The sequence below is a fragment of the Cytobacillus firmus genome (assembly GCF_023612095.1).
Taxonomy (GTDB): domain Bacteria; phylum Bacillota; class Bacilli; order Bacillales; family Cytobacillaceae; genus Cytobacillus.
In genome coordinates this window covers 682,532-705,289 of sequence record NZ_CP086235.1, presented here as the reverse complement: position 1 = coordinate 705,289, position 22,758 = coordinate 682,532, and the positions used below count along the sequence as shown (strand labels likewise).

General features: G+C 44.3%; 21 protein-coding genes and 2 pseudogenes. 10 read left to right on the top strand and 13 right to left on the bottom strand.

Annotated features, from left to right (window positions below):
- Nucleotides 1-17: 17 nt before the first annotated feature.
- Together lgt and hprK are read right to left on the bottom strand one after the other, a co-directional pair.
- Nucleotides 18-841 (bottom strand): annotated as a pseudogene (gene lgt, locus LLY41_RS03485) (prolipoprotein diacylglyceryl transferase).
- 122 nt (nucleotides 842-963) lie between these two features.
- The gene (hprK, locus tag LLY41_RS03480) at nucleotides 964-1,899 is read right to left on the bottom strand and encodes an HPr(Ser) kinase/phosphatase (protein ID WP_061793405.1); all 936 of its coding nucleotides are present in this window, start codon (nucleotides 1,897-1,899) and stop codon (nucleotides 964-966) included.
- Nucleotides 1,900-2,247: 348 nt separating this feature from the next.
- Between hprK and LLY41_RS03475 the strand changes: the two genes are divergently transcribed.
- The 9 genes and pseudogenes from LLY41_RS03475 to LLY41_RS03440 all read left to right on the top strand — a co-directional run bounded on the left by LLY41_RS03475 (nucleotide 2,248) and on the right by LLY41_RS03440 (nucleotide 10,603).
- Nucleotides 2,248-3,627 carry a PTS transporter subunit EIIC gene (locus tag LLY41_RS03475; RefSeq protein ID WP_304586969.1) on the top strand — a complete coding sequence of 460 codons (1,380 nt, stop codon included), beginning with the start codon at nucleotides 2,248-2,250 and terminating at the stop codon, nucleotides 3,625-3,627.
- An 82-nt stretch (nucleotides 3,628-3,709) separates the two neighbouring features.
- Nucleotides 3,710-4,779 (top strand): annotated as a pseudogene (locus LLY41_RS03470) (DUF871 domain-containing protein).
- A complete protein-coding gene (gene murQ, locus LLY41_RS03465) occupies nucleotides 4,779-5,678 on the top strand; it encodes an N-acetylmuramic acid 6-phosphate etherase (RefSeq protein ID WP_095243484.1) in 900 nt (299 codons plus the stop codon). The pseudogene LLY41_RS03470 and the gene murQ overlap by 1 nt, the downstream one beginning before the upstream one ends.
- Before the next feature lie 185 nt (nucleotides 5,679-5,863).
- Nucleotides 5,864-7,054 carry an N-acetylglucosamine-6-phosphate deacetylase gene (gene nagA / locus LLY41_RS03460; protein ID WP_304586968.1) on the top strand — a complete coding sequence of 397 codons (1,191 nt, stop codon included), beginning with the start codon at nucleotides 5,864-5,866 and terminating at the stop codon, nucleotides 7,052-7,054.
- Entirely contained in the window at nucleotides 7,051-7,785 is a 735-nt protein-coding gene (gene nagB / locus LLY41_RS03455; RefSeq protein WP_304586967.1) for a glucosamine-6-phosphate deaminase, read from the top strand. The genes nagA and nagB overlap by 4 nt, the downstream gene beginning before the upstream one ends.
- A gap of 32 nt (nucleotides 7,786-7,817) precedes the next feature.
- Complete coding sequence (locus LLY41_RS03450; RefSeq protein ID WP_304586966.1) at nucleotides 7,818-8,549, top strand: GntR family transcriptional regulator; 732 nt, start codon at nucleotides 7,818-7,820, stop codon at nucleotides 8,547-8,549.
- 106 nt (nucleotides 8,550-8,655) lie between these two features.
- Complete coding sequence (locus LLY41_RS03445; RefSeq protein WP_304586965.1) at nucleotides 8,656-9,321, top strand: N-acetylmuramoyl-L-alanine amidase; 666 nt, start codon at nucleotides 8,656-8,658, stop codon at nucleotides 9,319-9,321.
- A gap of 101 nt (nucleotides 9,322-9,422) precedes the next feature.
- The gene (locus LLY41_RS22405; RefSeq protein ID WP_095246263.1) at nucleotides 9,423-9,755 is read left to right on the top strand and encodes a transposase; all 333 of its coding nucleotides are present in this window, start codon (nucleotides 9,423-9,425) and stop codon (nucleotides 9,753-9,755) included.
- On the top strand, nucleotides 9,695-10,603 hold the full coding sequence (locus tag LLY41_RS03440; protein WP_370460319.1) for an IS3 family transposase: 909 nt from the start codon (nucleotides 9,695-9,697) through the stop codon (nucleotides 10,601-10,603). The genes LLY41_RS22405 and LLY41_RS03440 overlap by 61 nt, the downstream gene beginning before the upstream one ends.
- A 61-nt stretch (nucleotides 10,604-10,664) precedes the next feature.
- Here LLY41_RS03440 and LLY41_RS03435 read toward each other — a convergent pair whose 3' ends face one another.
- The 9 genes from LLY41_RS03435 to LLY41_RS03395 all read right to left on the bottom strand — a co-directional run bounded on the left by LLY41_RS03435 (nucleotide 10,665) and on the right by LLY41_RS03395 (nucleotide 19,957).
- Nucleotides 10,665-11,024 (bottom strand): phage holin family protein, encoded by a 360-nt coding sequence (locus LLY41_RS03435; protein ID WP_048009336.1) that lies wholly within the window; start codon nucleotides 11,022-11,024, stop codon nucleotides 10,665-10,667.
- Between the two features lie 3 nt (nucleotides 11,025-11,027).
- The gene (locus tag LLY41_RS03430) at nucleotides 11,028-11,222 is read right to left on the bottom strand and encodes a PspC domain-containing protein (RefSeq protein ID WP_095243479.1); all 195 of its coding nucleotides are present in this window, start codon (nucleotides 11,220-11,222) and stop codon (nucleotides 11,028-11,030) included.
- Nucleotides 11,223-11,271: 49 nt separating this feature from the next.
- Entirely contained in the window at nucleotides 11,272-12,381 is a 1,110-nt protein-coding gene (locus tag LLY41_RS03425; RefSeq protein ID WP_304586964.1) for a DUF4097 family beta strand repeat-containing protein, read from the bottom strand.
- Nucleotides 12,382-12,404: 23 nt separating this feature from the next.
- Nucleotides 12,405-12,719: a magnetosome magnetite crystal formation protein family gene (locus LLY41_RS03420; RefSeq protein WP_095243514.1), complete on the bottom strand. Its 315-nt coding sequence runs from the start codon at nucleotides 12,717-12,719 to the stop codon at nucleotides 12,405-12,407.
- A gap of 197 nt (nucleotides 12,720-12,916) precedes the next feature.
- Nucleotides 12,917-13,261, bottom strand: coding sequence for a hypothetical protein (locus LLY41_RS03415; RefSeq protein ID WP_035329260.1), 345 nt, complete (start codon nucleotides 13,259-13,261; stop codon nucleotides 12,917-12,919).
- Nucleotides 13,262-13,617: 356 nt separating this feature from the next.
- Nucleotides 13,618-14,331 (bottom strand): DUF459 domain-containing protein, encoded by a 714-nt coding sequence (locus LLY41_RS03410; protein WP_286137206.1) that lies wholly within the window; start codon nucleotides 14,329-14,331, stop codon nucleotides 13,618-13,620.
- A gap of 131 nt (nucleotides 14,332-14,462) precedes the next feature.
- A complete protein-coding gene (gene uvrA, locus LLY41_RS03405; protein ID WP_095243477.1) occupies nucleotides 14,463-17,339 on the bottom strand; it encodes an excinuclease ABC subunit UvrA in 2,877 nt (958 codons plus the stop codon).
- Between the two features lie 7 nt (nucleotides 17,340-17,346).
- Nucleotides 17,347-19,326 (bottom strand): excinuclease ABC subunit UvrB, encoded by a 1,980-nt coding sequence (gene uvrB, locus LLY41_RS03400; protein ID WP_304586963.1) that lies wholly within the window; start codon nucleotides 19,324-19,326, stop codon nucleotides 17,347-17,349.
- A gap of 394 nt (nucleotides 19,327-19,720) precedes the next feature.
- Entirely contained in the window at nucleotides 19,721-19,957 is a 237-nt protein-coding gene (locus LLY41_RS03395; protein WP_095243475.1) for a DUF2198 family protein, read from the bottom strand.
- A 151-nt stretch (nucleotides 19,958-20,108) separates the two neighbouring features.
- Here LLY41_RS03395 and LLY41_RS03390 point away from each other — a divergent pair, with 151 nt between their 5' ends.
- Entirely contained in the window at nucleotides 20,109-20,384 is a 276-nt protein-coding gene (locus LLY41_RS03390; RefSeq protein ID WP_304586962.1) for an alpha/beta-type small acid-soluble spore protein, read from the top strand.
- A gap of 155 nt (nucleotides 20,385-20,539) precedes the next feature.
- Here LLY41_RS03390 and LLY41_RS03385 read toward each other — a convergent pair whose 3' ends face one another.
- Entirely contained in the window at nucleotides 20,540-21,748 is a 1,209-nt protein-coding gene (locus tag LLY41_RS03385) for a M20 family metallopeptidase (protein ID WP_304588006.1), read from the bottom strand.
- A 177-nt stretch (nucleotides 21,749-21,925) separates the two neighbouring features.
- The gene (locus tag LLY41_RS03380) at nucleotides 21,926-22,753 is read right to left on the bottom strand and encodes a MetQ/NlpA family ABC transporter substrate-binding protein (protein ID WP_304586961.1); all 828 of its coding nucleotides are present in this window, start codon (nucleotides 22,751-22,753) and stop codon (nucleotides 21,926-21,928) included.
- Nucleotides 22,754-22,758: the final 5 nt, after the last annotated feature.

Sequence of the window (22,758 nt, the reverse complement as noted above, 5' to 3'; positions counted from 1 at the left end):
CTACTCTCCCCTATTCTTTATTTCCCCTCGGCTTTATCCAGATAACGAGCTTTGGCATGACCCTCTGCTCTTCTATAAAAAATCAGAACCAGCGCCACAATAATAAGAACGATAGATATTGTCTGAGCAATCCTTAAATTCTCAGTAAGCATCAGGCTGTCGGTACGGAGGCCTTCTACGAAGAAACGTCCGATCGAGTACCAGATAACATACGAGAGGAAAAGCTCCCCGCGCCTTAAGTTTGCTCTTCTTAATAAGATAAGGATGATAAATCCAACGATATTCCAGATGGATTCATATAAAAAAGTCGGATGATAATAAGCTCCGTTAATATACATTTGGTTAATGATAAATTCAGGAAGATGCATATTCTCCAGGAACGCCCGGCTGACTTCCCTCCCGTGCGCCTCCTGATTCATAAAGTTTCCCCATCGGCCGATTGCCTGCCCCAAAATGATGCTTGGCGCTGCAATATCAGCAAGCTTCCAGAACGATATTTTCTTTTTCTTTGCAAAAACATATGCGGTGATGACAGAACCAATCAAGGCTCCATGAATGGCAATTCCGCCATTCCATATTTTGATGATTTCACCCGGGTTCTGCGAATAAAAATCCCATTGAAAAATAACATAGTAGATCCTGGCGGAAATAATCGCAATGGGAATGGCCCAAAGCATTAAATCGGCAAAGATGTCCTTAGGGAGTCCCCTTTTTCCCCTTCCCTCATCGCGATAATGAGAGCCAGAGCAATGCCTAGGCCGATAATCAGGCCATACCAGTGGACCTGAATCGGCCCAAGAGAAATGGCAATCGGATCTAACGGCTGAATATTGTTGTCCATGATCACTTTTCCTTTCGAAAAGCGCGGCTGCGCCCTTTATCTATACTTTTTTGAAGCCTGGTGAGGATTAACAGCTTTCAATCAAACGTTTGATTGAAAAATGATTGATCTGTTTTCACAGATTAACGATCATCATGGTCTCCGTCCTCGATCACATCTGAAAGGCGGTTCGTGAACTGTTCCGCCGCATTCATTCCCATTCTCTTTAAGCGGAAATTCATGGCAGCCACCTCAATGATGACAGCGAGATTTCGTCCGGGTCTTACCGGAATGGTCAGCTTCGTAATCTCCGTATCGATGATTTTCATTTTTTCTTCATCAAGGCCGAGACGATCGTACTGTTTTTTCGGGTCCCACAGCTCCAAATTCATAACCACAGAGATTTTTTTATAGCTACGGACAGCTCCTGCGCCGAACAGAGTCATTACATTGATGATGCCGAGACCGCGGATTTCAAGCAGATGTTCGATCAATTCTGGTGAATTTCCCACCAGATAATCTTCATCTTCCTGCCTGATCTCCACACAGTCATCTGCAACAAGGCGGTGTCCGCGTTTTACTAATTCAAGTGCCGTCTCGCTTTTACCTACTCCGCTCTTACCTGTTATCAGCACTCCTACCCCATAAATATCAACAAGGACGCCGTGAACAGCTGTTGTTGGAGCAAGCTTGCTTTCCAGAAAATTGGTCAGCAGACTGGAAAAACGGGTCGTTTTTTGCTTGGAGCGAAGCAGCGGAACTGATTCTCTCTCGGCTGCTTCAATCAGTTCTTCCGGGATATCAAGCCCTCTCGTCACGATTATGCCGGGCGTAATATCTGTACAGAGGCGTTCAAGCCGGATTTCCCGCTCAGAATTTGTTAACGTTTCAACGAAAGACAGTTCCGTTTTTCCGATCAATTGAACGCGTTCAGCCGGATAATAATCAAAATAACCTGCCATCTCCAAGCCAGGACGTGAAATATCACTCGTTGTAATCGGCCGGTTTATGCCTTCCTCTCCGGCAATCAATTCAAGCCCAAACTTTTCTATAATATCTTTCGTGCGCACTTTTACCAAAATAGGTTCCTCCTTTAATGCTGGCACTGCCGGATGATCTCTTTATATGCTTTAATTCTTTAAGTTCATGAAGTTTCACTTTATTCATTTTAGCACTTTTTAACCCAGAACCAAATTTCTGAAGTCGATTTTTTCAAAATTTAACACTAGGCCCATATGCTTAATCCTGTTTAAAAAAGACAATTTTCAGGATTGTTCTGCGTATAGATATGGTGACATGCCCATATAAAATATATAAATGGTATAGACAACTATACTTAACCTTGATAATATGAGTATGTAAGCGAATTCATTTATTTTTTAGCTCTTATTACGTTTATTCATTTTAAAAAAAGAGGGGAAAAGCTCATGCGTAAAGAAGAACGTTTGGCGAAAGAGATTACGGAGCAGTTGGGCGGCACCGGCAATATTGCGGAACTGGCCTCCTGCATGACCCGTCTTCGCGTGAAGCCGGTCGATGAAAGCAAAGTCAATCTGAATGGCATCAAGGATATTGACGGCGTTATGGGTGTTGTGGAAGCAGAAACACTCCAAATCATACTGGGACCAGGAATCGTCACCAAAGTAGCTGACGAAGTTTCCAGAATGACAGGCAAAAATGTTTCTTCCGTTGATGATGAAGAAGAGATTGACACTTCATTGGAGGGTCTGGCAGCCCGGACGAAAGCCGGACTCAATGAGAAAAACGCTACACCTTTCAAGCTGTTTTTACGAAAAATTGCAAGTATCTTCATCCCGCTGATCCCGGCTATCGTTGCTTCCGGTTTGATTGCAGGGATCAATAATGTAATCATCAAATCAGGCGGAGATCCGGAATCTACTCTTGTGCAAATGCTTGATCTGATTGGCTGGGGTTTATTCGGTTACCTGGGTGTGTTTGTTGGTATTAACACGGCTAAGGAGTTTGGAGGATCTCCTGCTCTTGGCGGTGCGGCCGGTATTCTATTAATCAATCCAGGCCTTGCCAATATCACTTTATTCGGTGAAGCGCTGGTGCCAGGCCGCGGAGGACTTATCGGAGTCATGCTCGCTGCTGTATTGGTGGCCTTCTTGGAAAAAAGAATCCGCAGAGTCGTTCCTTCAGCTATTGATATAATCGTAACACCGACGCTCGCATTATTAATTACAGGCTTTGCAACCTTCTTCATCCTGCAGCCTGTTGGCGGATTCCTGTCAGATATCATTACTAAAGGCTTGCTTGGCATACTTGATGTCGGCGGCATCCTGGCTGGATTAGTACTTGCCGGAACATTCCTTCCTTTAGTTGTAACTGGTTTGCATCAAGGTTTAACACCAGTTCACATGGAATTGATTAACTCAATCGGCGATGACCCGCTGCTTCCGATTCTTGCAATGGGCGGCGCAGGCCAGGTAGGTGCGGCATTCGCCATTTATTTCAAGACAAAAAATGCGCGTCTGAAAAGAGTCATTAAAGGCGGACTTCCGGTTGGAATACTCGGAATCGGCGAACCGCTTATTTTCGGGGTTACTCTGCCGCTGGGGCGCCCATTCCTGACAGCATGTCTTGGAGCTGCTGTCGGCGGCGCTTTCCAGGCGTTCTTCAAAATTGCTACAGTAGCCATCGGGGTTTCAGGCATACCGCTTGCCTTCCTCGTTCACACCCATCAAATCATACTGTATCTGATTGGCCTATTAATTGCCTATGCATTCGGCTTCCTATTCACATGGCTGTTCGGATTTAAAGAGGAAATGGCTAAAAATATATAAACAAGGAGAAGGAGGAGCATTCCTCCTTCTTTACTTATGAGTCCCCATTTTTATAAAATTCAGATTTGTAGAGGTGACCAGGATGTTTGGAATATCAGTTTACTTATCAGAAGAGCGCCAATATCAAAATGCGGAATGGATAGAAAGGGCGGCTACTCATGGCCTCACATCCATTTTCACATCCCTCCATATTCCCGAAGATGACCACAGTACTTATAAACATTTGCTTCAGAATCTTGGGGCCTTGGCAAAGCAGCATCATATGGAACTCCTCGCAGATGTTTCCCCCAGTCATTGGGCCATTTAGGATTGGGCTGGGATTCGATTGATACACTTCTCGAATGGGGCCTTACCGGAATCCGGGCTGATTACGGCTTCACTTCTGAACAGATTGTTGAACTCTCAAAAAAAATGAAACTTGGAATTAATGCCAGTACCATCTCTGCTGAAGAATTGCGGGAATGGATGGAAATGGGATTAAACTCCAATAATATAGAAGCCTGGCATAACTTTTACCCGCGGCCGGAAACCGGTTTGGATAAAGACTTTTTAATAGAGCGAAATAAGCTCCTAAAAGGCATAGGAATAACTACCATGGCATTTGTGCCTGGTGACGAGGAACTTCGCGGGCCCCTTTTTGCCGGTCTGCCTACTCTTGAAAAACACCGGGGCTCGTCACCTGCTGCTGCGGCGGCTGAACTAATGAACAGCTGCTGGACAGACAAGGTATTGATTGGTGACCATTCTGCAAAAGATGGGACTCTTGTACAGCTGGCGAAAATCGCGGAAGGTGCCGTGCCTCTCCGGATCGAGCTGATCGGCGGACAAATCGATGAGGATCTTTTTAATAAACCTCATACAAATAGGATGGATCCTGCCAGGGATGTTGTAAGGTCGGTTGAATCAAGATCCTATGCCGGGCAGGGATCAAATAAATGGGAACCAGTGAACCAGCTGGAACGTAAAAAAGGCAGTGTCACAGTTGATAATATTCTATATGGCCGATACGCAGGAGAGATGCAAATTACACTGACAGATCTCCCTCGGGATGAACGCGTGAATGTAATCGCCAGAGTAATAGAAGAAGATATGCCCCTGCTGGATCAGATTAAGGCAGGAACGAAATTTCAATTAATAGTGAGGGATAAATAATGAATATTACAAAGCTGAATACAGAGCAGCGAAACCCAAAAACAATGGAAATCGATTTAATGACAACTGAAGAAATTATTACAATCATCAATCAGGAGGATACAATTGTTCCTAATGCCATCGCAAGAGAAATCCCTCACATTGTCAAAGTGGTGGATGAAATTACGGAGAGCTTCAAAAAAGGTGGCCGCTTAATTTATGTTGGAGCCGGCACCTCAGGACGCCTTGGGATTATCGATGCTTCAGAATGCCCGCCGACATATGGAACTGACCCTGAAATGGTTGTCGGCATTATCGCCGGGGGCAAGGAAGCCATGACCGAGGCTGTTGAAGGCGCTGAGGATGACAGTGAACAGGGACGCCAGGATGTCGCCGATATTCAATTATCGGACAAGGATGTGCTTGTCGGCATTGCCGCGAGCGGCCGTACGCCATATACCATCGGAGCTCTTCAATACGGAAATGAAGTCGGTGCTGTTACTGTTTCAGTTGCCTGCACCAAGGATTCCGAAATGGGGAAAATCTCTAAATATACGATTGCACCTATCACAGGTCCGGAAGTCGTTACAGGCTCTACAAGAATGAAAGCAGGCACTGCACAAAAGCTTGTCCTGAACATGCTGACAACAGCATCCATGATCAAGCTGGGAAAAGTGTACGGCAATTTAATGGTAGATGTGCAGATGACAAACGAGAAGCTGTTTAAGCGTGCGGAAAATATCGTTAAAATGGCTACTGGTGCATCAGATGAAGAAGCCCGGGAAGCACTTAAAGAACAAAACTATCATACAAAGGCAGCCATTCTTCAGATTTTAACAGGATTAAAAGGTGAAGCAGCCGCCGAGCTTCTGAAAAAGCATAATGGCTATTTACGGGAAGCAGCTGCAGATACAAAATAATCATTTTTTGCATGTATTTCTTCTAAAACTCAAATAAATAGGATAGAAAGCGTCCGATCGCCTTCTATCCTTTTTTGGTTGTATAGACCAAAAAGTTATAGGGAGTTAAATCCGCTAACTGGTATAGACATCTTAGCGCAAACCTTTTATAATAAAAGTATCATTCAAACGGAGATGAACTGAAAATGAGCCGTCTATTACTGAAAAATGCCAGAATTCTTCTGGAGAACAGCACGATTGATAAAGGGTTTATTTTAATAGAAAATGAGCAAATCCTGCAGACTGGAACCTTGGAGGAACTTCCTGCCAGCTTCCAGGATACAGAAATTATAGAGCTTTCCCCTGAGCATACAATCAGTCCGGGGTTTATTGATGTCCACATTCATGGCGCTGGCGGTGCCGATACGATGGATGCCACATTTGAAGCGCTGAACACGATGGCCGGCGTTTTGCCTGAAGAAGGAACTACAAGCTTCCTGGCCACAACCATCACACAGGAAAAAGAAAAAATAGAAGCAGCACTGGTCAATGCAGCTCGCTTTCAAAAAGAACAAAATACTCCCGGCAAGGCGGAAGTAATCGGAATCCATCTCGAAGGCCCGTTTATTAATGAAGCAAGAGGCGGAGCCCAGCCGAAGGATCATATCCTTGAGCCTGATATTGAACTCTTTAAGCGCTGGCAGGAAGCAGCGGACGGGACGATCAAACTGATCACACTAGCACCGGAAAAAGCAAATGGCTATGAATTTATCCGCTATTTAAGTGAAAATGGCGTTGTCCCTTCAATCGGCCATAGTGATGCCGTTTTTACCGAAATGGAAAAAGCTGTTCAGGCTGGAGCTAAACAGGTGACCCACCTGTTTAACGGAATGAGAGGCATGCATCACCGTGAACCTGGTGTTGCCGGCGCTGCTCTTTTATTTAAGGAATTGATCGTTGAAATGATCGCTGACGGCATCCATGTCCGTCCGGAGATGATCAAGCTTGCACTAAACGCCAAAGGCACAGGTGGTATGATCCTGATAACAGATTCGATGAGAGCCAAATGCCTGAAGAATGGCCATTATGATCTTGGCGGACAGGATGTAAAGGTCGAAAATGGCCAGGCACTGCTTGCTGACGGCACATTGGCCGGAAGCATTTTAAAAATGAAAGACTCCATAAAAAACATGATTGACTTTACAGATATACAGCTGCATGAAGCTGTCCGGCTTGCAAGCACCAACCCGGCCAGACAGCTCAATATTTTCGACCGGAAAGGCAGCATTTCAGAAGGCAAGGATGCGGACCTGGTTGTACTCGATGAGAACCTTGAGGTTGCCATGACCTTCTGCCGAGGCGTCAAAGCCTTTGAACGTGAGGTGAAAGGGAATTGAAAATCATTCGAACAGCCGATTATCACGATATGAGCCGAATAGCTGCCAGGCTTATAATTGATAAAGTCCGCCGGCATTCTGATATGACATTAGGGCTTGCTACCGGAAGTACACCAAAAGGAGTTTATGCCGAACTGATTAAAGATCATCAGGAAAATGGCACTTCTTATGAAAAAATCACGACGATTAATTTGGACGAGTATATCGGCCTGCCTCCAACTGATCCTAATAGCTACAGGCATTTCATGAATAGCGAACTATTTGATCATCTGGACATCCAGCTCGAAAACACGCATCTTCCCAATGGTTCCGCAGAAGATATGTCCAGGGAATGCGAACGGTATGAACAGCTGATCAAGGATCTGGTGGATATCGACCTCCAGCTGCTCGGAATCGGCCGCAACGGACATATCGGATTCAATGAACCTGGCACTGCTTTTAACAGCCGTACGCAAGTCGTGGACCTTGCGGAAAGCACGCGCAAGGCTAACGCAAGATTTTTCAGTTCTATAGAAGACGTTCCAGCCCAGGCCATTACAATGGGAATCGCTTCGATTCTTGATAGCCGGGAAATCATCCTGCTCGCATCAGGTTCAGCCAAGGCAGAAGCCATCAGACAATTGGTTAACGGAGAGCCTGATGAACAGTTTCCCGCTTCAGCCTTGAAGCTTCATCCGAATGTAACCATCATCGCCGATGAAGAAGCACTTAGCCTCGTCAGTCAGGACTGATGATCAGTACTAATAGTGATAGGAGAATTTCCATGATCGATAAGCAATCACCCATCCCGATATATCACCAATTGGAAGAGTATATTAAACATTTAATAGATAACGGCAAGTTAAAGCCTGATGAAGCCATTCCTTCTGAGCGCGAATATTCGGAGCAATATCAGATCAGCCGAATGACAGTCAGACAGGCATTAAATAACCTTGTCAACGATGGTTATCTATACAGGCAAAAAGGACGCGGAACTTTTGTCAACAAACAGAAGGTCGAACAAAAGCTTCAGGGATTGACGAGCTTTACGGAGGATATGAAAGAGCGCGGCATGGTGCCGAGCAGCCGCCTCATATCCTTTGAAATCATCCCGGCCGAGCCGCAGCTGGCTAGAAAGCTTGATATAAAAGAAAACACACCGGTATATGAAATTAAACGGGTGAGGATGGCAGATAACCTGCCAATGGCGCTGGAAACCACCTACCTCCCGGCGAATCTCGTTAAAGGGCTTACAGAAGAAATCATCAACAAGTCACTTTATCAGCATATTGAAGAAAAACTGTCTCTCACCATCAGGGAAGCCACCCAGCAGATTGAAGCCTCAATCGCTAAGGAAACGGAGGTAACCCACCTGCAGGTAGACCCTGGATCTCCTGTACTTCTTATTGCCCGCACTTCCTTCTTAGAGGATGGCACGCCTTTTGAGCTTGTAAAATCAGCATATCGCGCAGACCGCTACAAATTTGTTCATACGATGCAGCGCGCTGCAAAATAGGAGAAAGCCCTTAGGGTTTTCTCCTATTTTCATTTTACCATGTCCTTTTGAAAGGTTTGTCCATATTATATAGATGAAGATATTTTTAACAGAAAGGAGCGATTAGATGAAAATCATATTGGATGCCGGACATGGCTATAGCACCCCCGGCAAACGGAGCCCTGATGGAATGAGAGAATTTGAATTCAACCGGGCAGTCGCCAGCCTGGCAAAGGAGATGCTGGGAAAGTATCAAAACACAGAAGTTCACTTTGCCCACTCCGATGAACGGGACGTGCCGCTTGCCGAAAGGACCTCTCTCGCAAATAATCAAAACGCTGACTGCTATGTGTCCATCCATGCCAATGCGTACGGAACAGGCGAATGGAACAGCGCAGGCGGAATTGAAACATATGTCTACCCTTCCAAACCCCGGGAAGCATTGGCACTGGCCCAAAAGATCCAGCGAAACTTAATCAGTTCTACAGGTTTGCGGGACCGGGGAGTCAAAACAGCTGATTTCCATGTGCTGCGTGAGACAAAAATGACTGCCGTTCTTGTGGAATGCGGGTTTATGACCAATAAAGAGGAAGCCTCCCTTCTTCGGACCCCCATCTACCGAAAACGCTGTGCACAGGCTATTGTAAAAGCAATTGCCGAACAATATGGCTTAAGAAAGCATGATAGAATCAAACAATACAAAGTTCAAGTTGCCTTTTCCGAAAAGCAGCTTGCTGAGAATCTCGCCGGGAACCTGAAGAAGGACGGCTTTAATGCCACGATTATAGAATAGAAAAAAGCCAGCATTATGTTAATGTCCCCTTTAAGTAGACATTCAAAAAAACCTCCATGTTACCATGGAGGAAAGAATGCTACTTGGAGGGGATTTTTTCTATGGCAAAGAAAGGACAAACTTTTAATAGCTATTCGGAGGAGTTTAAACATAATGCCGTCATGAAATACGTGAATGGGTCTAAGAGTTATAAAGTACTGGCAGAAGAATTGGGAATCCGTAACTGCAGCCAGCTTAAAGTGTGGGTTAAGAAATGGAAAGCTGGAGTACCGTTTAATGAGCGTAAAGGAATCTCTAACCCTTTAAAAGGCAGGCCTAGGACTAAATTCAAGTCGGTTGAAGAGGAAAGAGATTATTTAAAAGCACAGGTTGAATTTCTAAAAAAGCAGTATCCAAATCTGGTAAAGGAGGAGGAAACATACCCAGAAGAATAAAGTATGAACTGGTTGATGAGTTAAGGGGGACCTATCCGGTCTCCTGGCTGCTTGAGATTGCCTATATCAAACCGGCTAGCTATTACAAATGGAGAAAAACGAATGGTAAACGGGAAGAGAAGGCTAAGGATGAACAAGATATTCGAGAGCACATTTTGGGGATTCATTTCATGCATCCTGAATTTGGCCGGCCTCGTATGACAGATGAATTAAATGAAAATGGGTATTTAATCAACCACAAGAAGGTCTACAGACTGATGACGGAAATGGGCATACAATCAGTCATCCGAAAGAAGAGAAAATGGCACGGTCGCAGTCCTTCTATTATCTTCCCTAATCGCCTTAAAAGGAATTTCAGGGCTGCAGGACCTAATCAAAAGATGGTAACGGATATAACATATGTGTCTGTTGGAGAAGAATTTTATTATTTATCGGTCATACAGGATCTCTTTAATAACGAAATAGTAAGTTGGGAGCTATCTAAGAGAAATGATCTGGAACTTGTGTTAAATACAGTAGAAAAATGGACAAAGAAAAAAGACGTAGCTGAAGCCGTTCTCCATTCAGATCAAGGCTTCCAGTATACGTCAAAGCTATACAGCAGCCGATTAGAGGATTACGGCATCAAGGGCAGCCACTCTCGAAAAGGAAACTGCCTTGACAATGCCTGTGTAGAATCGTTCTTCTCACATCTCAAAACCGAGAAGCTGTATATAAATAAGTGTAATTCAGGAGAAGAACTAGAACAAGCTCTTGAGGACTACATCTACCATTACAATTACAAACGAAGACAAAAGAAACTAAAGAAACGCGCGCCGATAGAATATCGACACGCGCTCACTGCTTAGCTTTTTATGTTGTCTACTTGACAGGGACAAGACCATTACGCATGCTGGCTTTTTATCGCATTTACTTTTCCCTCGCCGGTTCCAGGATTGCTTTTTGAATGATCAGGTTAACGATTGACATAATCACCGATACAAGAATCGCTGTGCCAAACCCGGCAATTTCAAATGAATCACCCATAAATCCATCCGTTATCATAAGCGTGACAGCATTGATGACGAACAGAAACAAGCCGAGCGTTAAAACAGTAACGGGCAGAGTTAAAATAATCAGGATTGGCTTCACAAGAATGTTCAGGATGGAAAGCATGAAGCTGGCACCAACGGCAGCCCCAAATCCCGACAAGTAAAACGAATCCTTAAAAAAACCTGCGATCGCTACAAACAGGACCGCATTTATCAATATTCCCAGGATCCATCTCATGTCCTACAGCACCTCTTCATTAGGAAGCACAAACACAAGCAGAGCATAAACGAGTGCCATTGGGAAAACACCTGTTGTAAATAATAAAACAATGAAAATGACCCTGAGTATGGTAGCGTCTATCCCGATCGATTTTGATAAGCCGCCCAATACTCCCGCTAACTTCCGGTTGCTGCGGGAGCGAATTAATTTGTTCATTAAGAATCCCTCCTATCTGGAAAAGCGGAAGGCGCCCTTCCGCCCCGTTTTACCAGGCTGTTGTCCGCTTAATTGTGATGGCACCTGTTTTGGAGTCAGCCCGCAGCTTAAGCCCGCTGCCGCTTTCTTTCACAGATTTAAAACGCATCATTTTCTGAATCACTTCGCTCTTTTCTTCTATTACTTCAATACCCTCAATGTCAGGATGAAAACTGCCCAGATTGGTGCGCAGCTCTCCGCTGACAGCAGCGAAATCCGGAACAAACAGATCAATGCTGCCCGTCGCCGCCTTCGCTTCGATCCATTCGCAGCGCTCATTTTCTGCCCTGCATGTTACATTTCCATTAAAGGATTGCAGTTCAGCTTTTTTGAAGTCGCCATCAGCCAGAATGGCACCATTTAACGTTTCGGCTTCCACATGATCGATCCGGCTTTTTTGAATGGTAATCTGCCCGTTGGCTGTTTCAGCCTCCACATTACGGCTGTTCAAATCACTAACCGTTATTTTTCCATTAGCTGTTTTCGCTTTAAAGTTTTCCACTGATAAGTTTTGGCTTTCAATCGGCCCATTAAACATGCGGATTTTCACATTTTCATATTCCGACTTTGGAATATAGATGACTGCTTCAAGCTTCATCCATTTTTGCTGAGTCGAAAATCTCAGCCTCTGCCCTTCAATGGCAAAAATAACATCCTTCAAAAAATTCCTGCGGGCTTCATCCTGATTATCCACACGATAGACCTTGGCTTTGCATTCAACACGCACATCACTTTGATCCCACGGAATTACCTTAACTGTTCCATTGGCAACATCAATGTCCAGATCTTTTAAGTATGCGTCTGCATGCTGAAATATATGAGAGATTTCAACACTTTTCCCAAAATTAAAATCTAGATCCAGATCCTTCACTTTCTTAAATGCTGAATCTACAAAATCAATGATCTTTTCCTTGGCACTTTGATGCTTTGAGCTATATGGCTCGCCTTTTTTAGCTTCTTCAAACTTAACCTCAGCAGATAGCTCCTTAATTAAGTCCTCCTGCTTCTGCTCCATCGTCTGATTTGTTTGTTCAAGCTGTTCCAGCAGAGTTAAAGCTTCATCAACTGTAAGCTTTCCATCCTCGACCATTTTCAAAATACGTTTGCGTTCCTCTTTCATTTTCTGGCCCTCCTCTATTAGTTCTATTCCTGTATCAGGACTTTTACCCCTTTAATGATATTCCATATAAATACAATTAATAGCAGAATGATTGTGATGCCGACAGCTGCAAGAAAAAATACCGGAATTTCCTGATCATTAACTGTAAACTGAGTAACCGCTGCAAAAACAATGAATGGAACAGGAATTAGCGGGATCAAATGTGATAAGAATGCACTCTTCGCATGACGCTTCACTTCCCTGTCCTCTGAAGCGAAAAATACAATAAGCGGAAAAATAAATCCAGCGAACATAATGCTAAAATAGCTTAAAGCAGACAGAACCTTTCTTGTTTCCAATGTTCTCAGCTCCTTTATGTCTGTAATACGGAACTGGTGCGGTAAAAGTTTCAGCTTCCTCTTCATTATAGAAAATCAACGGAGCATTTACCTCCATATTTTTAAAAATACATCTGCAGGCTGATGGGTTCCATGGCCTCAAGTCTCATAGCTTTACTTATAAAAAAACCGCCTTTTATTCAAAGACGGTTTTTTGGCTATTTATAGGCAGCTGCCAGGTCGGTGCGCGGCGCTTCCTTCTTTTTCACTTCGTCGATTTTATTGACAAACATCTGGAAAACCTTTCGTTTTTCATCCAAATCACGTATGTACTCTTTCAATTCGTTATACTTTTCTTCAAAAGGCTTATGATACATTTCACGGATATTATCAATGATCTCTTCGTTCACAGTAGACTGGATAACCTGCTTTGTAATTCCGTATTTGTAGGAATATACTTTCAGCTCTTTTTTAACATCCTCGTATTCATTATTAATCTGGTCTAAAACTTCAGAAATATCTTCTTTCCATTCTTCCAGTGACTTCGCTAAATAATCCTCCATAATGACCTCCCCTTCTGTTTCCAGACAATAGTTTCCCTTATATAGGAGTATAACGCTGCTTGGTTACACTGGTTTTGCTGGAACATTACAGTGTGTTATCAATTAAAAGAAGGAGATATTGTCTGTTGAAGTGGGTGGTGTTGATTTCCGCTGCAGGCACTCAGCAAACCCGCGGGGCAGGCGGTGAGCCTCCTCGACGCTCCGCGTCTGCGGGGTCTCACCTGTCCCGCTACTCCCGCTGGAGTCTCGCACCTTCCGCTCCAATCAACACACAAGAAATATCATATTGCGTTATCACAGCATATAAGAAAACAAAGTCTCGTTAGCAAACTTTTTATAAGAATGGAAGACAAGACTTAAAATGAGTAATTATCTATAATTTTATCAGCAATCAGCTCATATCCCTTTCCGTTTGGATGAAGGGAATCAGCGAAGTATTGTTTTTTGTTTTTTCCCTTGAACAGTTCATTGGTGGAAATGTAGGTGATATGTTTATCTTCTTCTGCTTTCTTTCTGATGGATTTGTTCCAATGGTCAATATATTTTTCAATTTGGTCGCCGTCAGGGTAAGGATTGTATAGTCCAATCAGGATAACAGGTGCATCACTGTTGGCGGTTTCCAGTGTTTCCAGTATGCCATTCAGTTTATCTTCATATATGTCTTTAGCTTCAACAAGATTTTCGTGATGGAGCGGATACAGATCCCCGCCATTGCTTTTCAGCAAATCGTTTGTGCCTATATATACAATAAACATATCTGCATTTTTGATATCCTCTGCCACTTTCGGTTTGAGCATTTGCTGGAGAACATCAGAAGATTTATAGCCATACACTCCATGATTTGTTATGCGGTAATTTTTATCCTGATATTCCTTATCCAGTTTGCTCTGCAGCCTCCCAATATACCCCTCTTCCGTTTCATCACCATATCCATAGGTAAGTGAATCCCCAAAAGCAACAATCGTTTGGCTGCTTTCCGCTTTTTTCTCATCTCCAAGGAATGTGATGGAAAGATAGACGCCGATCCCTAACAGAATAATGCCTGCTAAAAGGTAGATTTTATTTTTCATAGTGTATGTTCCTTTCTTAGTTGAGATAATTGATGGCTGTCACAGACTCATGTTCTTTACCCCGCATCCCGGTGGTTTAATCTCATTTCCATAAAAAAGAAGCAGTACCAAAACGGTACTGCTTACTGTAATTAAGCGTTTGTCACGCCCTCTTTTTCTTTAATTTGCTGTTTCATTCTCTGACGGTCTCTTTCCAAGATCGGCTTAAGATATTTGCCTGTATAGGATTCCGGAACTTCCGCAATTTTCTCCGGGGTACCTGCGGCTAAAATGGTGCCGCCCTTATCTCCGCCCTCTGGCCCTAGGTCGACGATATAGTCGGCTGCCTTGATGACATCGAGATTATGCTCGATAACCAGGACAGTATCCCCATTCTCAACCAGACGCTGAAGAACCACAAGCAGTCTGGAGATATCATCAACATGAAGACCTGTTGTCGGTTCATCAAGAATATATAGGGAGCGGCCCGTTGAACGGCGGTGCAATTCGGAAGCGAGCTTGACACGCTGCGCTTCACCGCCGGACAATGTGGTCGCAGGCTGCCCCAATGTGATGTAGCCCAGGCCAACATCATAAATCGTCTGCAGCTTGCGGCGGATCTTCGGAATATTTTCGAAAAACTCCAGTGCATCTTCCACTGTCATATCAAGAATCTCGGAAATATTCTTCCCTTTGTATTTAACTTCAAGTGTTTCCCTGTTATAGCGCTTGCCATGACAGACTTCACATGGCACATACACATCAGGCAGGAAGTGCATTTCAATCTTAATGATTCCGTCTCCGCGGCATGCTTCACATCGTCCGCCTTTTACATTAAAGCTGAAGCGCCCCTTTTTATAGCCCCGCACTTTTGCTTCATTGGTTGACGCAAATACATCGCGAATATCGTCAAACACGCCAGTATAGGTTGCCGGGTTGGAACGGGGTGTACGCCCGATTGGAGACTGGTCAATATCAATGACTTTATCCAGGTGATCAATACCTTTTATCTCCTTATGCTCACCAGGCTTCGCTTTGGCTCTATGAAGCTTCTGGGCAAGCCCTTTATGAAGAATCTCATTGATTAACGTACTTTTTCCTGAACCGGATACACCCGTAACAGAAATAAAGGTGCCGAGCGGGAACTTAGCATTCACATTTTTAAGATTGTTTTCTTTAGCCCCTTTAATTTCGATAAAGCGTCCATCGTTCTTGCGGCGCTCAATTGGAAGCGGAATGAATTTCTTGCCTGACAGATATTGACCTGTCAGGGAGTTTGGATCGTCCATTACCTCCTGAGGCGTACCCGCTGAGACGATCTGCCCTCCATGAACACCTGCTCCCGGACCCACATCAATTAAATAGTCGGCAGCCACCATTGTATCTTCATCGTGCTCTACTACGATCAGGGTGTTGCCGATATCACGCATATTTTTGAGCGTATCAATCAAACGGTCATTATCCCGCTGATGCAGGCCAATGGAAGGCTCATCCAGAATGTAGAGTACACCTGTCAGTCGCGATCCGATTTGTGTGGCCAGGCGAATACGCTGGGCTTCACCGCCGGATAAAGTTCCCGCTGCTCTGCTTAATGTCAGGTAATCCAGACCGACATTGAGGAGGAAACCCAGCCTTTCCTTAATCTCACGGAAAATAAGATTGGCAATCTTCATTTCTTTTTCAGACAGTGTCAGATCCTCAAAGAAGCTGAATGCTTCCTCAATCGAATATTCTGTTACATGACCAATATGCTTTCCGGATACAAGCACAGCAAGTGTTTCCGGCTTCAGACGGTAGCCCTTGCAGGAAGGACATGGGTGCTGGGCCATGTATTTCTCCATTTGCTCCCGGATATAATCAGAGCTTGTTTCTTTATAGCGGCGCTCCACATTGCGGATGACACCTTCAAAACGAATATAATTTTCCCTAACCTGGCCAAAGTCGTTTTCATATCGGAAATAGATGCTGTCCTTGGCGGATCCATATAAAACTTTATCAAGCAAGTGTTCCGGCATATCCTTCACCGGCATATCCATATCAATCCCATAATGATTGCAGACGGCCTCAAGCAGCTGAGGATAATATTGAGAGCTTGTCGGTTCCCATGGCGCAATGGCATTCTGTTTTAATGAAAGATCCTTATTGGGTATGACCAGATCAACATCAACCTCAAGCTTAGAGCCTAATCCATCACATTCCGAACAGGCACCAAATGGACTATTAAATGAGAACATTCTTGGTTCAAGCTCACCGATTGAGAATCCGCATTGAGGGCAGGCATGGTTCTCGCTGAATAACAGTTCTTCTTCCCCAATGACGTCCACAAGCACCTTGCCATTGCCCAGATTCAAAGCAGTTTCCAATGAATCTGCAAGCCTTGGCGCTACGCCTTCTTTTACGACGATCCGGTCGATTACTACTTCTATAGAATGCTTTTTGTTTTTTTCCAGCTCAATCTCTTCACCGAGATCCATCATTTCTCCATCGACACGTACACGGACGAATCCCTGCTTTTTCACATCCTCGAACACTTTTACATGGGTCCCTTTTCGGCCGGAAACAAGGGGAGCCATAACCTGGAGCTTTGTCCTCTCAGGATATTCCATAATCCGGTCAACCATTTGCTCAATGGTCTGTGAGGAGATTTCAATATTGTGAATCGGACAGGTGGGACGTCCCACCCGTGCAAATAATAATCTCAGATAATCATAAATTTCTGTCACTGTTCCCACTGTGGAACGAGGATTTCGGCTAGTCGTTTTTTGGTCAATTGAAATGGCAGGTGACAGGCCTTCAATCGCATCCACATCAGGCTTATCCATCTGGCCGAGGAATTGCCGCGCGTAAGCAGATAATGATTCCACATAGCGGCGCTGCCCTTCTGCATAAATCGTATCAAAGGCCAGAGAGGACTTACCTGAACCTGAAAGTCCGGTCAGGACGACAAGCTTATCTCTTGGAATGGTGACATCTATATTTTTCAGATTATGGGCTCTGGCACCCTTTACAATCAGTTTATCCATCGCCATTTTTACGTCATCCTTCCGCTTTCAGCTCTAATATTAAATCACGAAGCTCGGCTGCCCTTTCGAAGTTGAGGGATTTTGCCGCTTCCTTCATTTCTTTTTCCATATCGCCGATCAGCTTCTCTCGCTCTTTCTTGTTCAGCTTGCCGAGCTTTGCTGACGGCTGGTATTCTTCCTGCTCTTCTGCCGCATGGGTTGCACGGATCGAATCGCGAATATCCTTCTGAATAGTCATTGGCGTGATGCCATGCTTCTCATTGTACTCTTCCTGGATGGAACGGCGGCGCTTTGTTTCACTGATGGCTTTCTCCATGCTGTCCGTAATCCGGTCTGCATACATGATGACATGGCCGTTTGCATTACGTGCTGCACGCCCCATCGTCTGGATGAGTGAACGTTCCGAACGGAGGAAGCCTTCTTTATCAGCGTCAAGTATGGTAACAAGGGATACTTCAGGAATATCCAATCCCTCCCGCAGAAGGTTGATCCCGACCAGCACATCGTACTTGCCAAGACGAAGCTCCCGGATAATCTCAATCCGCTCAAGCGTTTTTACCTCTGAGTGCAGGTACTGAACTTTAATGCCGATTTCCTTTAAGTAGTCTGTTAAATCCTCAGACATTTTCTTCGTTAAAGTGGTGACAAGCACACGTTCGTTTTTCTCAACACGATCCTGGATTTCGCCAATGAGGTCATCAATTTGACCTTCGATTGGACGGATATCAATTGTAGGATCAAGCAAGCCGGTTGGGCGGATGATCTGCTCAATCATTTCCGGTGTATGCTCAAGCTCATAAGGGCCGGGTGTTGCCGAAACAAAGACAGCCTGCTTCACATGCTTTTCGAATTCGGTAAACGTAAGCGGCCTGTTATCCATCGCTGAAGGCAAACGGAAACCATGGTCCACAAGCACAGATTTCCTTGCCTGGTCACCATTGAACATACCGCGGATTTGCGGCAGAGTTACGTGCGATTCATCAATCACAATCAGGAAGTCTTCCGGAAAGTAATCCAGAAGGGTATATGGTGTTGAACCAGGAGGCCTTAACGTAAGATGACGGGAGTAGTTTTCAATGCCGGAACAAAAACCCATCTCCCTCATCATTTCAAGGTCATAGCGGGTCCGCTGCTCGAGGCGCTGGGCTTCAAGAAGCTTATCGTTTTCTCTTAATTCAGCCAGGCGCACTTCCAGTTCTTTTTCAATGTTCTGGATGGCGATTCGCAGTTTCTCTTCACGCGTTACGAAGTGGGATGCCGGGAAAATCGCCACATGCTCACGTTCACCCATTATTTCACCTGTTAGGGCATCCACTTCACGGATCCGGTCTATTTCGTCTCCGAAAAATTCTACACGGATACAATGCTCATCCCGTGATGCCGGGAAAATCTCGACAACATCTCCGCGTACACGGAAGGTACCGCGCTGGAAGTCGATATCATTGCGCTCGTACTGGATGTCAACGAGCCTGTGAAGAAGCTGGTTCCTCTCAATCTCCATTCCGGTTCTTAAGGACAGCACCATTTCTCGGTATTCTTCAGGCGATCCCAAACCATATATGCAGGAGACACTGGCAATAATAATGACATCATTCCTCTCAAACAGGGAGGAAGTAGCCGAGTGGCGAAGCTTATCAATTTCGTCATTGATGCTTGCATCTTTTTCAATAAAAGTATCTGTCGAAGGCACATACGCCTCAGGCTGATAATAGTCATAATAGCTGACAAAATACTCAACCGCGTTGTTTGGAAAAAAGTCCTTGAATTCACTGTATAGCTGACCTGCAAGTGTTTTATTATGTGCAATAACAAGCGTTGGCTTGTTTACTTCTTTTATGACATTCGAAATCGTGAAGGTCTTACCCGTTCCTGTCGCACCCAGAAGTGTCTGGTGTTTCTTGCCGGAATTGATTCCCTTCACTATTTCTTTGATTGCCCCCGGCTGGTCGCCCTGCGGGGAATATTTTGAGACTAATTCAAATTGATCCTTCACCTAAAAGCCTCCCGTTCAAATTGCTTTTTTCTATATATTAAACACAAACCAGCATTGAAATAATTTAAAATCCGGGATGCATAGCTGATTTGTCAGTTTTTTACTCAAAACTCATATCATCATTCTACCACAAAGAGCCTAAAACAAACCAATAATATGCGAACGGATATTCGTTTTTCTGTTTTTGCTAAGAAAATATTGCTTGGGAAATATGCCGAAATATTGAGGGGATTGTCGAAGAAAGGTTAATCAAACGTTTGATTGATTGCTTTAAGTTTAATCAAACGTTTGATTGAATTCCATTAAAAGCTGATATGACGGATGCCTAAAAACAGCTGTTAAATAATTAAATAAAAAACCTGTCGAAAGGTTTGTTCGACAGGCTCTGCAAAATTTATTCCGCACTTGGCTTTATTTTCGGCTTTAATTTTTGGGCATACCAAAACCCGACAGTCAGTGAAAATGCGTCTATAACGATTAGGGCAAATGAATTGGTGTAGCCTTTATATACAGAAGCAGCAATAAGTCCCACCGTCAGCACCAGCCCGATTACACGATTATAGCTGACTCTTGTAAAAAACAATACCAGCAGTCCAGGAAGCAGAAGCGCTGACAAGTATTTTAATCCCATTTAAAACACCTTCTTTTGGTTTTTCACAAAAAAACTCAAGGTTTCTACCATTAGAATAGCTTTTCACCGGAGGATGTACAAGTTTTTTCAGTGTTATTCCAAGCGTTCTTTCACATAATAAGAAAAAGAATTTTTTATGGAGGAATGCTTCATGGCCAGAAGAAAGAGACGCCCGCTAGTACCGGAATCAAGAGGTGCATTGGACCAGCTGAAAAATCAGGTAATGGCGAACCAGGGATATCATGTTGACAGAGAAAATCCTCACGCAGTGAAATATGAAATTGCTGAGGAGGCAGGTGTGCCTTTGAAGCAAGGCTATAATGGCCGGCTTACATCCAAACAGGCAGGAACTGTTGGAGGAAAGATTGGCGGCAGCATGGTGAAGGAACTTATCCGGATAGCACAGGAACGGATGAAGGAACAGTAGGCAAATGTGAACTTGGGAAAAGAATGGTGAAATTGGGGAAACGAACACTTGATTTGAGGAAAAGACTCAGCAAACCAGGGAAACACCCCTTAAATATGAGGAAAACTCTCACAATAAAGAGGAAAAGCTATCCCGCAAAAGGATAGCTTTTGTTCTTATTCAGCAGCTTTTCGTTCTAGAAATTCCTGTTTAATGGATTTAAGCAGTTCCGGTTCCGTTATCAGCTGGAAGGCAGTGAGTGCCAGTCCTTTCGCTCCCGTAAGCAACGCTTCATCTCCTTTTGCAGATGCGGCTGCTTCCCGGAACGGAACAGTATGAGCAACGAGATCATCCGCACCAATTTTAATATAAGGGTGAATGGCTGGCACCACCTGGCTGATGTTGCCGGCATCTGTCGAACCGATTCCATCCCGGTCTCCTTCCACTACGGTTTCTCCCAAGTCTTCAATTACTTCTTTAAACACCTGGTCATATGTCTTGTTTAACAGCAGGTTATCTACTTCGTTTTGAAAAGCAATCACATTCAGCTTTGCTCCTGTTGCCAGTGCGGCGGCTTCTGCGACAGCTTTAACCTTCCGTGTTACCTCATTTAAACTTGTTCTGGTTGAAGCACGGATGAAGAATCTGGCTTTTGCATACTCAGGGATAATATTTGGAGCATCGCCGCCATGAGTAATAATTCCATGGATCCTCACATCATCCTTCAATTGCTGACGGAGAGCATTTATTCCGTTAAACAGCTGAATAACTGCATCAAGTGCGTTGATTCCTTCCTCTGGTGAAGCTGCCGCATGGGCAGGCTTTCCGATAAATTCGAAGTCAAGCGGATCAACTGCCAATGATGAACTGGTCAGACGGGTATGGTTTGACGGATGAACCATGAGGGCGGCATCAATGCCATCAAGCAAGCCATGCTTCACAAAGCTTCCTTTTGCACTTCCATTTGGCCCGCCTTCTTCTGCCGGGGTTCCAAGCACTACTGCTTCTCCTCCGGTCTCATCAATAACCTTGCTCAATGCAATGGCTGCTGCCACACTTGTCGTACCTATGATATTGTGGCCGCATCCATGGCCCAATCCGGGAAGAGCATCATATTCTGCAAGGAATGCAATGGACGGCCCCGGTTTATCGGATTTTTTCCGGGCCAGGAAAGCTGTTTCATGCCCGGCCACTGCCCGCTCTACTTCAAACCCTTCCTTCTCAAGAATGCCTGAAAGCAAGCCTGAGGCAAAAAACTCCTCATTTCCTATTTCCGGGTTTGCATGGATCTGGTGGCTTGCAGAAAGGTAAAGTTCCTTGTTATCATCAACATTCTTCCTGATCGCTTCTTTCAGTTCGGATAGTGCTTTTACAGGTGCCGTCATCATTGTTCCTCCTTTTATAAAGTGAAACTTCAATCAGTGGGGGTTTCCTTATCCCCCACTGATTGTTAGTTGAACCAATCGGGCCTTTACGGGCAGTTTGACCCCCACTTATCCTCCTTTGATTCCTCTGAGTCTAGAAGTGGGGGTCTTACTGCCCGTTAGACTGCGATATTTTAATTACCAGCCAATATCACTTAATGGAATGAAAGTCGGGATCATGCTTCCGTCATATTCTTTCGTGATGAAATCAGCAACATCATCTTCCTGGTAAAGTTCAGCAATTCTCTTAAGCGTTTTGTTATCCTTGTCTTCTGTTCTGACAGCAATGATATTTACATAAGGTGTAGCGGTTTCGCTTTCAATAAACACTGAATCCTTAGTTGGCTTAAAGCCGGCGTCTACGGCAATTCCGTTATTGATGACTGAAGCCGAGACATCCGGAAGGGCACGCGGCGTCTGCGCTGATACCATTTCTACAAATTCAAGGTTCTTCGTGTTTTCAACGATTTTATTCAAGTCCAGATTTCCGTCATAGTCCTCGGATAATTTGATCAGGCCAGCTTCCTCCAGTAAAAGAAGGGCTCTACCGCCATTTGAAGCATCATTTGGAATGGCGATCTTGCCGCCTTCCGGAATGTCTTCTACAGATTTTACTTTCTCAGAATAAAGACCCATTGGTGCTAAAACAGTTGTCGCAATCGGTGTAAGATCCATATTATGCTCTTTAATAAAAGTGTCGAAATAAGCGACTGTCTGGAATGCATTCACGTCAAGATCATCTTCTGCGAGGGCGACATTTGGCTGTACATAATCTGAGAATGTCACAACCTCAATTTCAATGCCTTCCTTTTCAGCTTTTTCTGCAATAAAGTCCCAGATGCGTGTATCTGATCCGCTGACACCCAATTTAACCTTCTTTGTTTCTTCTCCGCCAGTTGTGCTTGAGCATGCCGCAGTGAACACAGCCAATGCTAAAATAATGAATGATAAAAATAGTTTTTTCATGATGT

Coding starts and splice junctions, on each gene's coding strand:
- LLY41_RS03475 (WP_304586969.1), top strand. CDS start 2,248: ATGCGTAAAGAAGAACGTTTGGCGAAAGAGATTACGGAGCAGTTGGGC.
- murQ (WP_095243484.1), top strand. CDS start 4,779: ATGAATATTACAAAGCTGAATACAGAGCAGCGAAACCCAAAAACAATG.
- nagA (WP_304586968.1), top strand. CDS start 5,864: ATGAGCCGTCTATTACTGAAAAATGCCAGAATTCTTCTGGAGAACAGC.
- LLY41_RS03450 (WP_304586966.1), top strand. CDS start 7,818: ATGATCGATAAGCAATCACCCATCCCGATATATCACCAATTGGAAGAG.
- LLY41_RS03445 (WP_304586965.1), top strand. CDS start 8,656: ATGAAAATCATATTGGATGCCGGACATGGCTATAGCACCCCCGGCAAA.
- LLY41_RS22405 (WP_095246263.1), top strand. CDS start 9,423: ATGGCAAAGAAAGGACAAACTTTTAATAGCTATTCGGAGGAGTTTAAA.
- LLY41_RS03435 (WP_048009336.1), bottom strand. CDS start 11,024: ATGAGATGGATCCTGGGAATATTGATAAATGCGGTCCTGTTTGTAGCG.
- LLY41_RS03430 (WP_095243479.1), bottom strand. CDS start 11,222: ATGAACAAATTAATTCGCTCCCGCAGCAACCGGAAGTTAGCGGGAGTA.
- LLY41_RS03425 (WP_304586964.1), bottom strand. CDS start 12,381: ATGAAAGAGGAACGCAAACGTATTTTGAAAATGGTCGAGGATGGAAAG.
- LLY41_RS03415 (WP_035329260.1), bottom strand. CDS start 13,261: ATGGAGGATTATTTAGCGAAGTCACTGGAAGAATGGAAAGAAGATATT.
- LLY41_RS03410 (WP_286137206.1), bottom strand. CDS start 14,331: ATGAAAAATAAAATCTACCTTTTAGCAGGCATTATTCTGTTAGGGATC.
- uvrA (WP_095243477.1), bottom strand. CDS start 17,339: ATGGCGATGGATAAACTGATTGTAAAGGGTGCCAGAGCCCATAATCTG.
- LLY41_RS03395 (WP_095243475.1), bottom strand. CDS start 19,957: ATGGGATTAAAATACTTGTCAGCGCTTCTGCTTCCTGGACTGCTGGTA.
- LLY41_RS03390 (WP_304586962.1), top strand. CDS start 20,109: ATGGCCAGAAGAAAGAGACGCCCGCTAGTACCGGAATCAAGAGGTGCA.
- LLY41_RS03385 (WP_304588006.1), bottom strand. CDS start 21,748: ATGACGGCACCTGTAAAAGCACTATCCGAACTGAAAGAAGCGATCAGG.
- LLY41_RS03380 (WP_304586961.1), bottom strand. CDS start 22,753: ATGAAAAAACTATTTTTATCATTCATTATTTTAGCATTGGCTGTGTTC.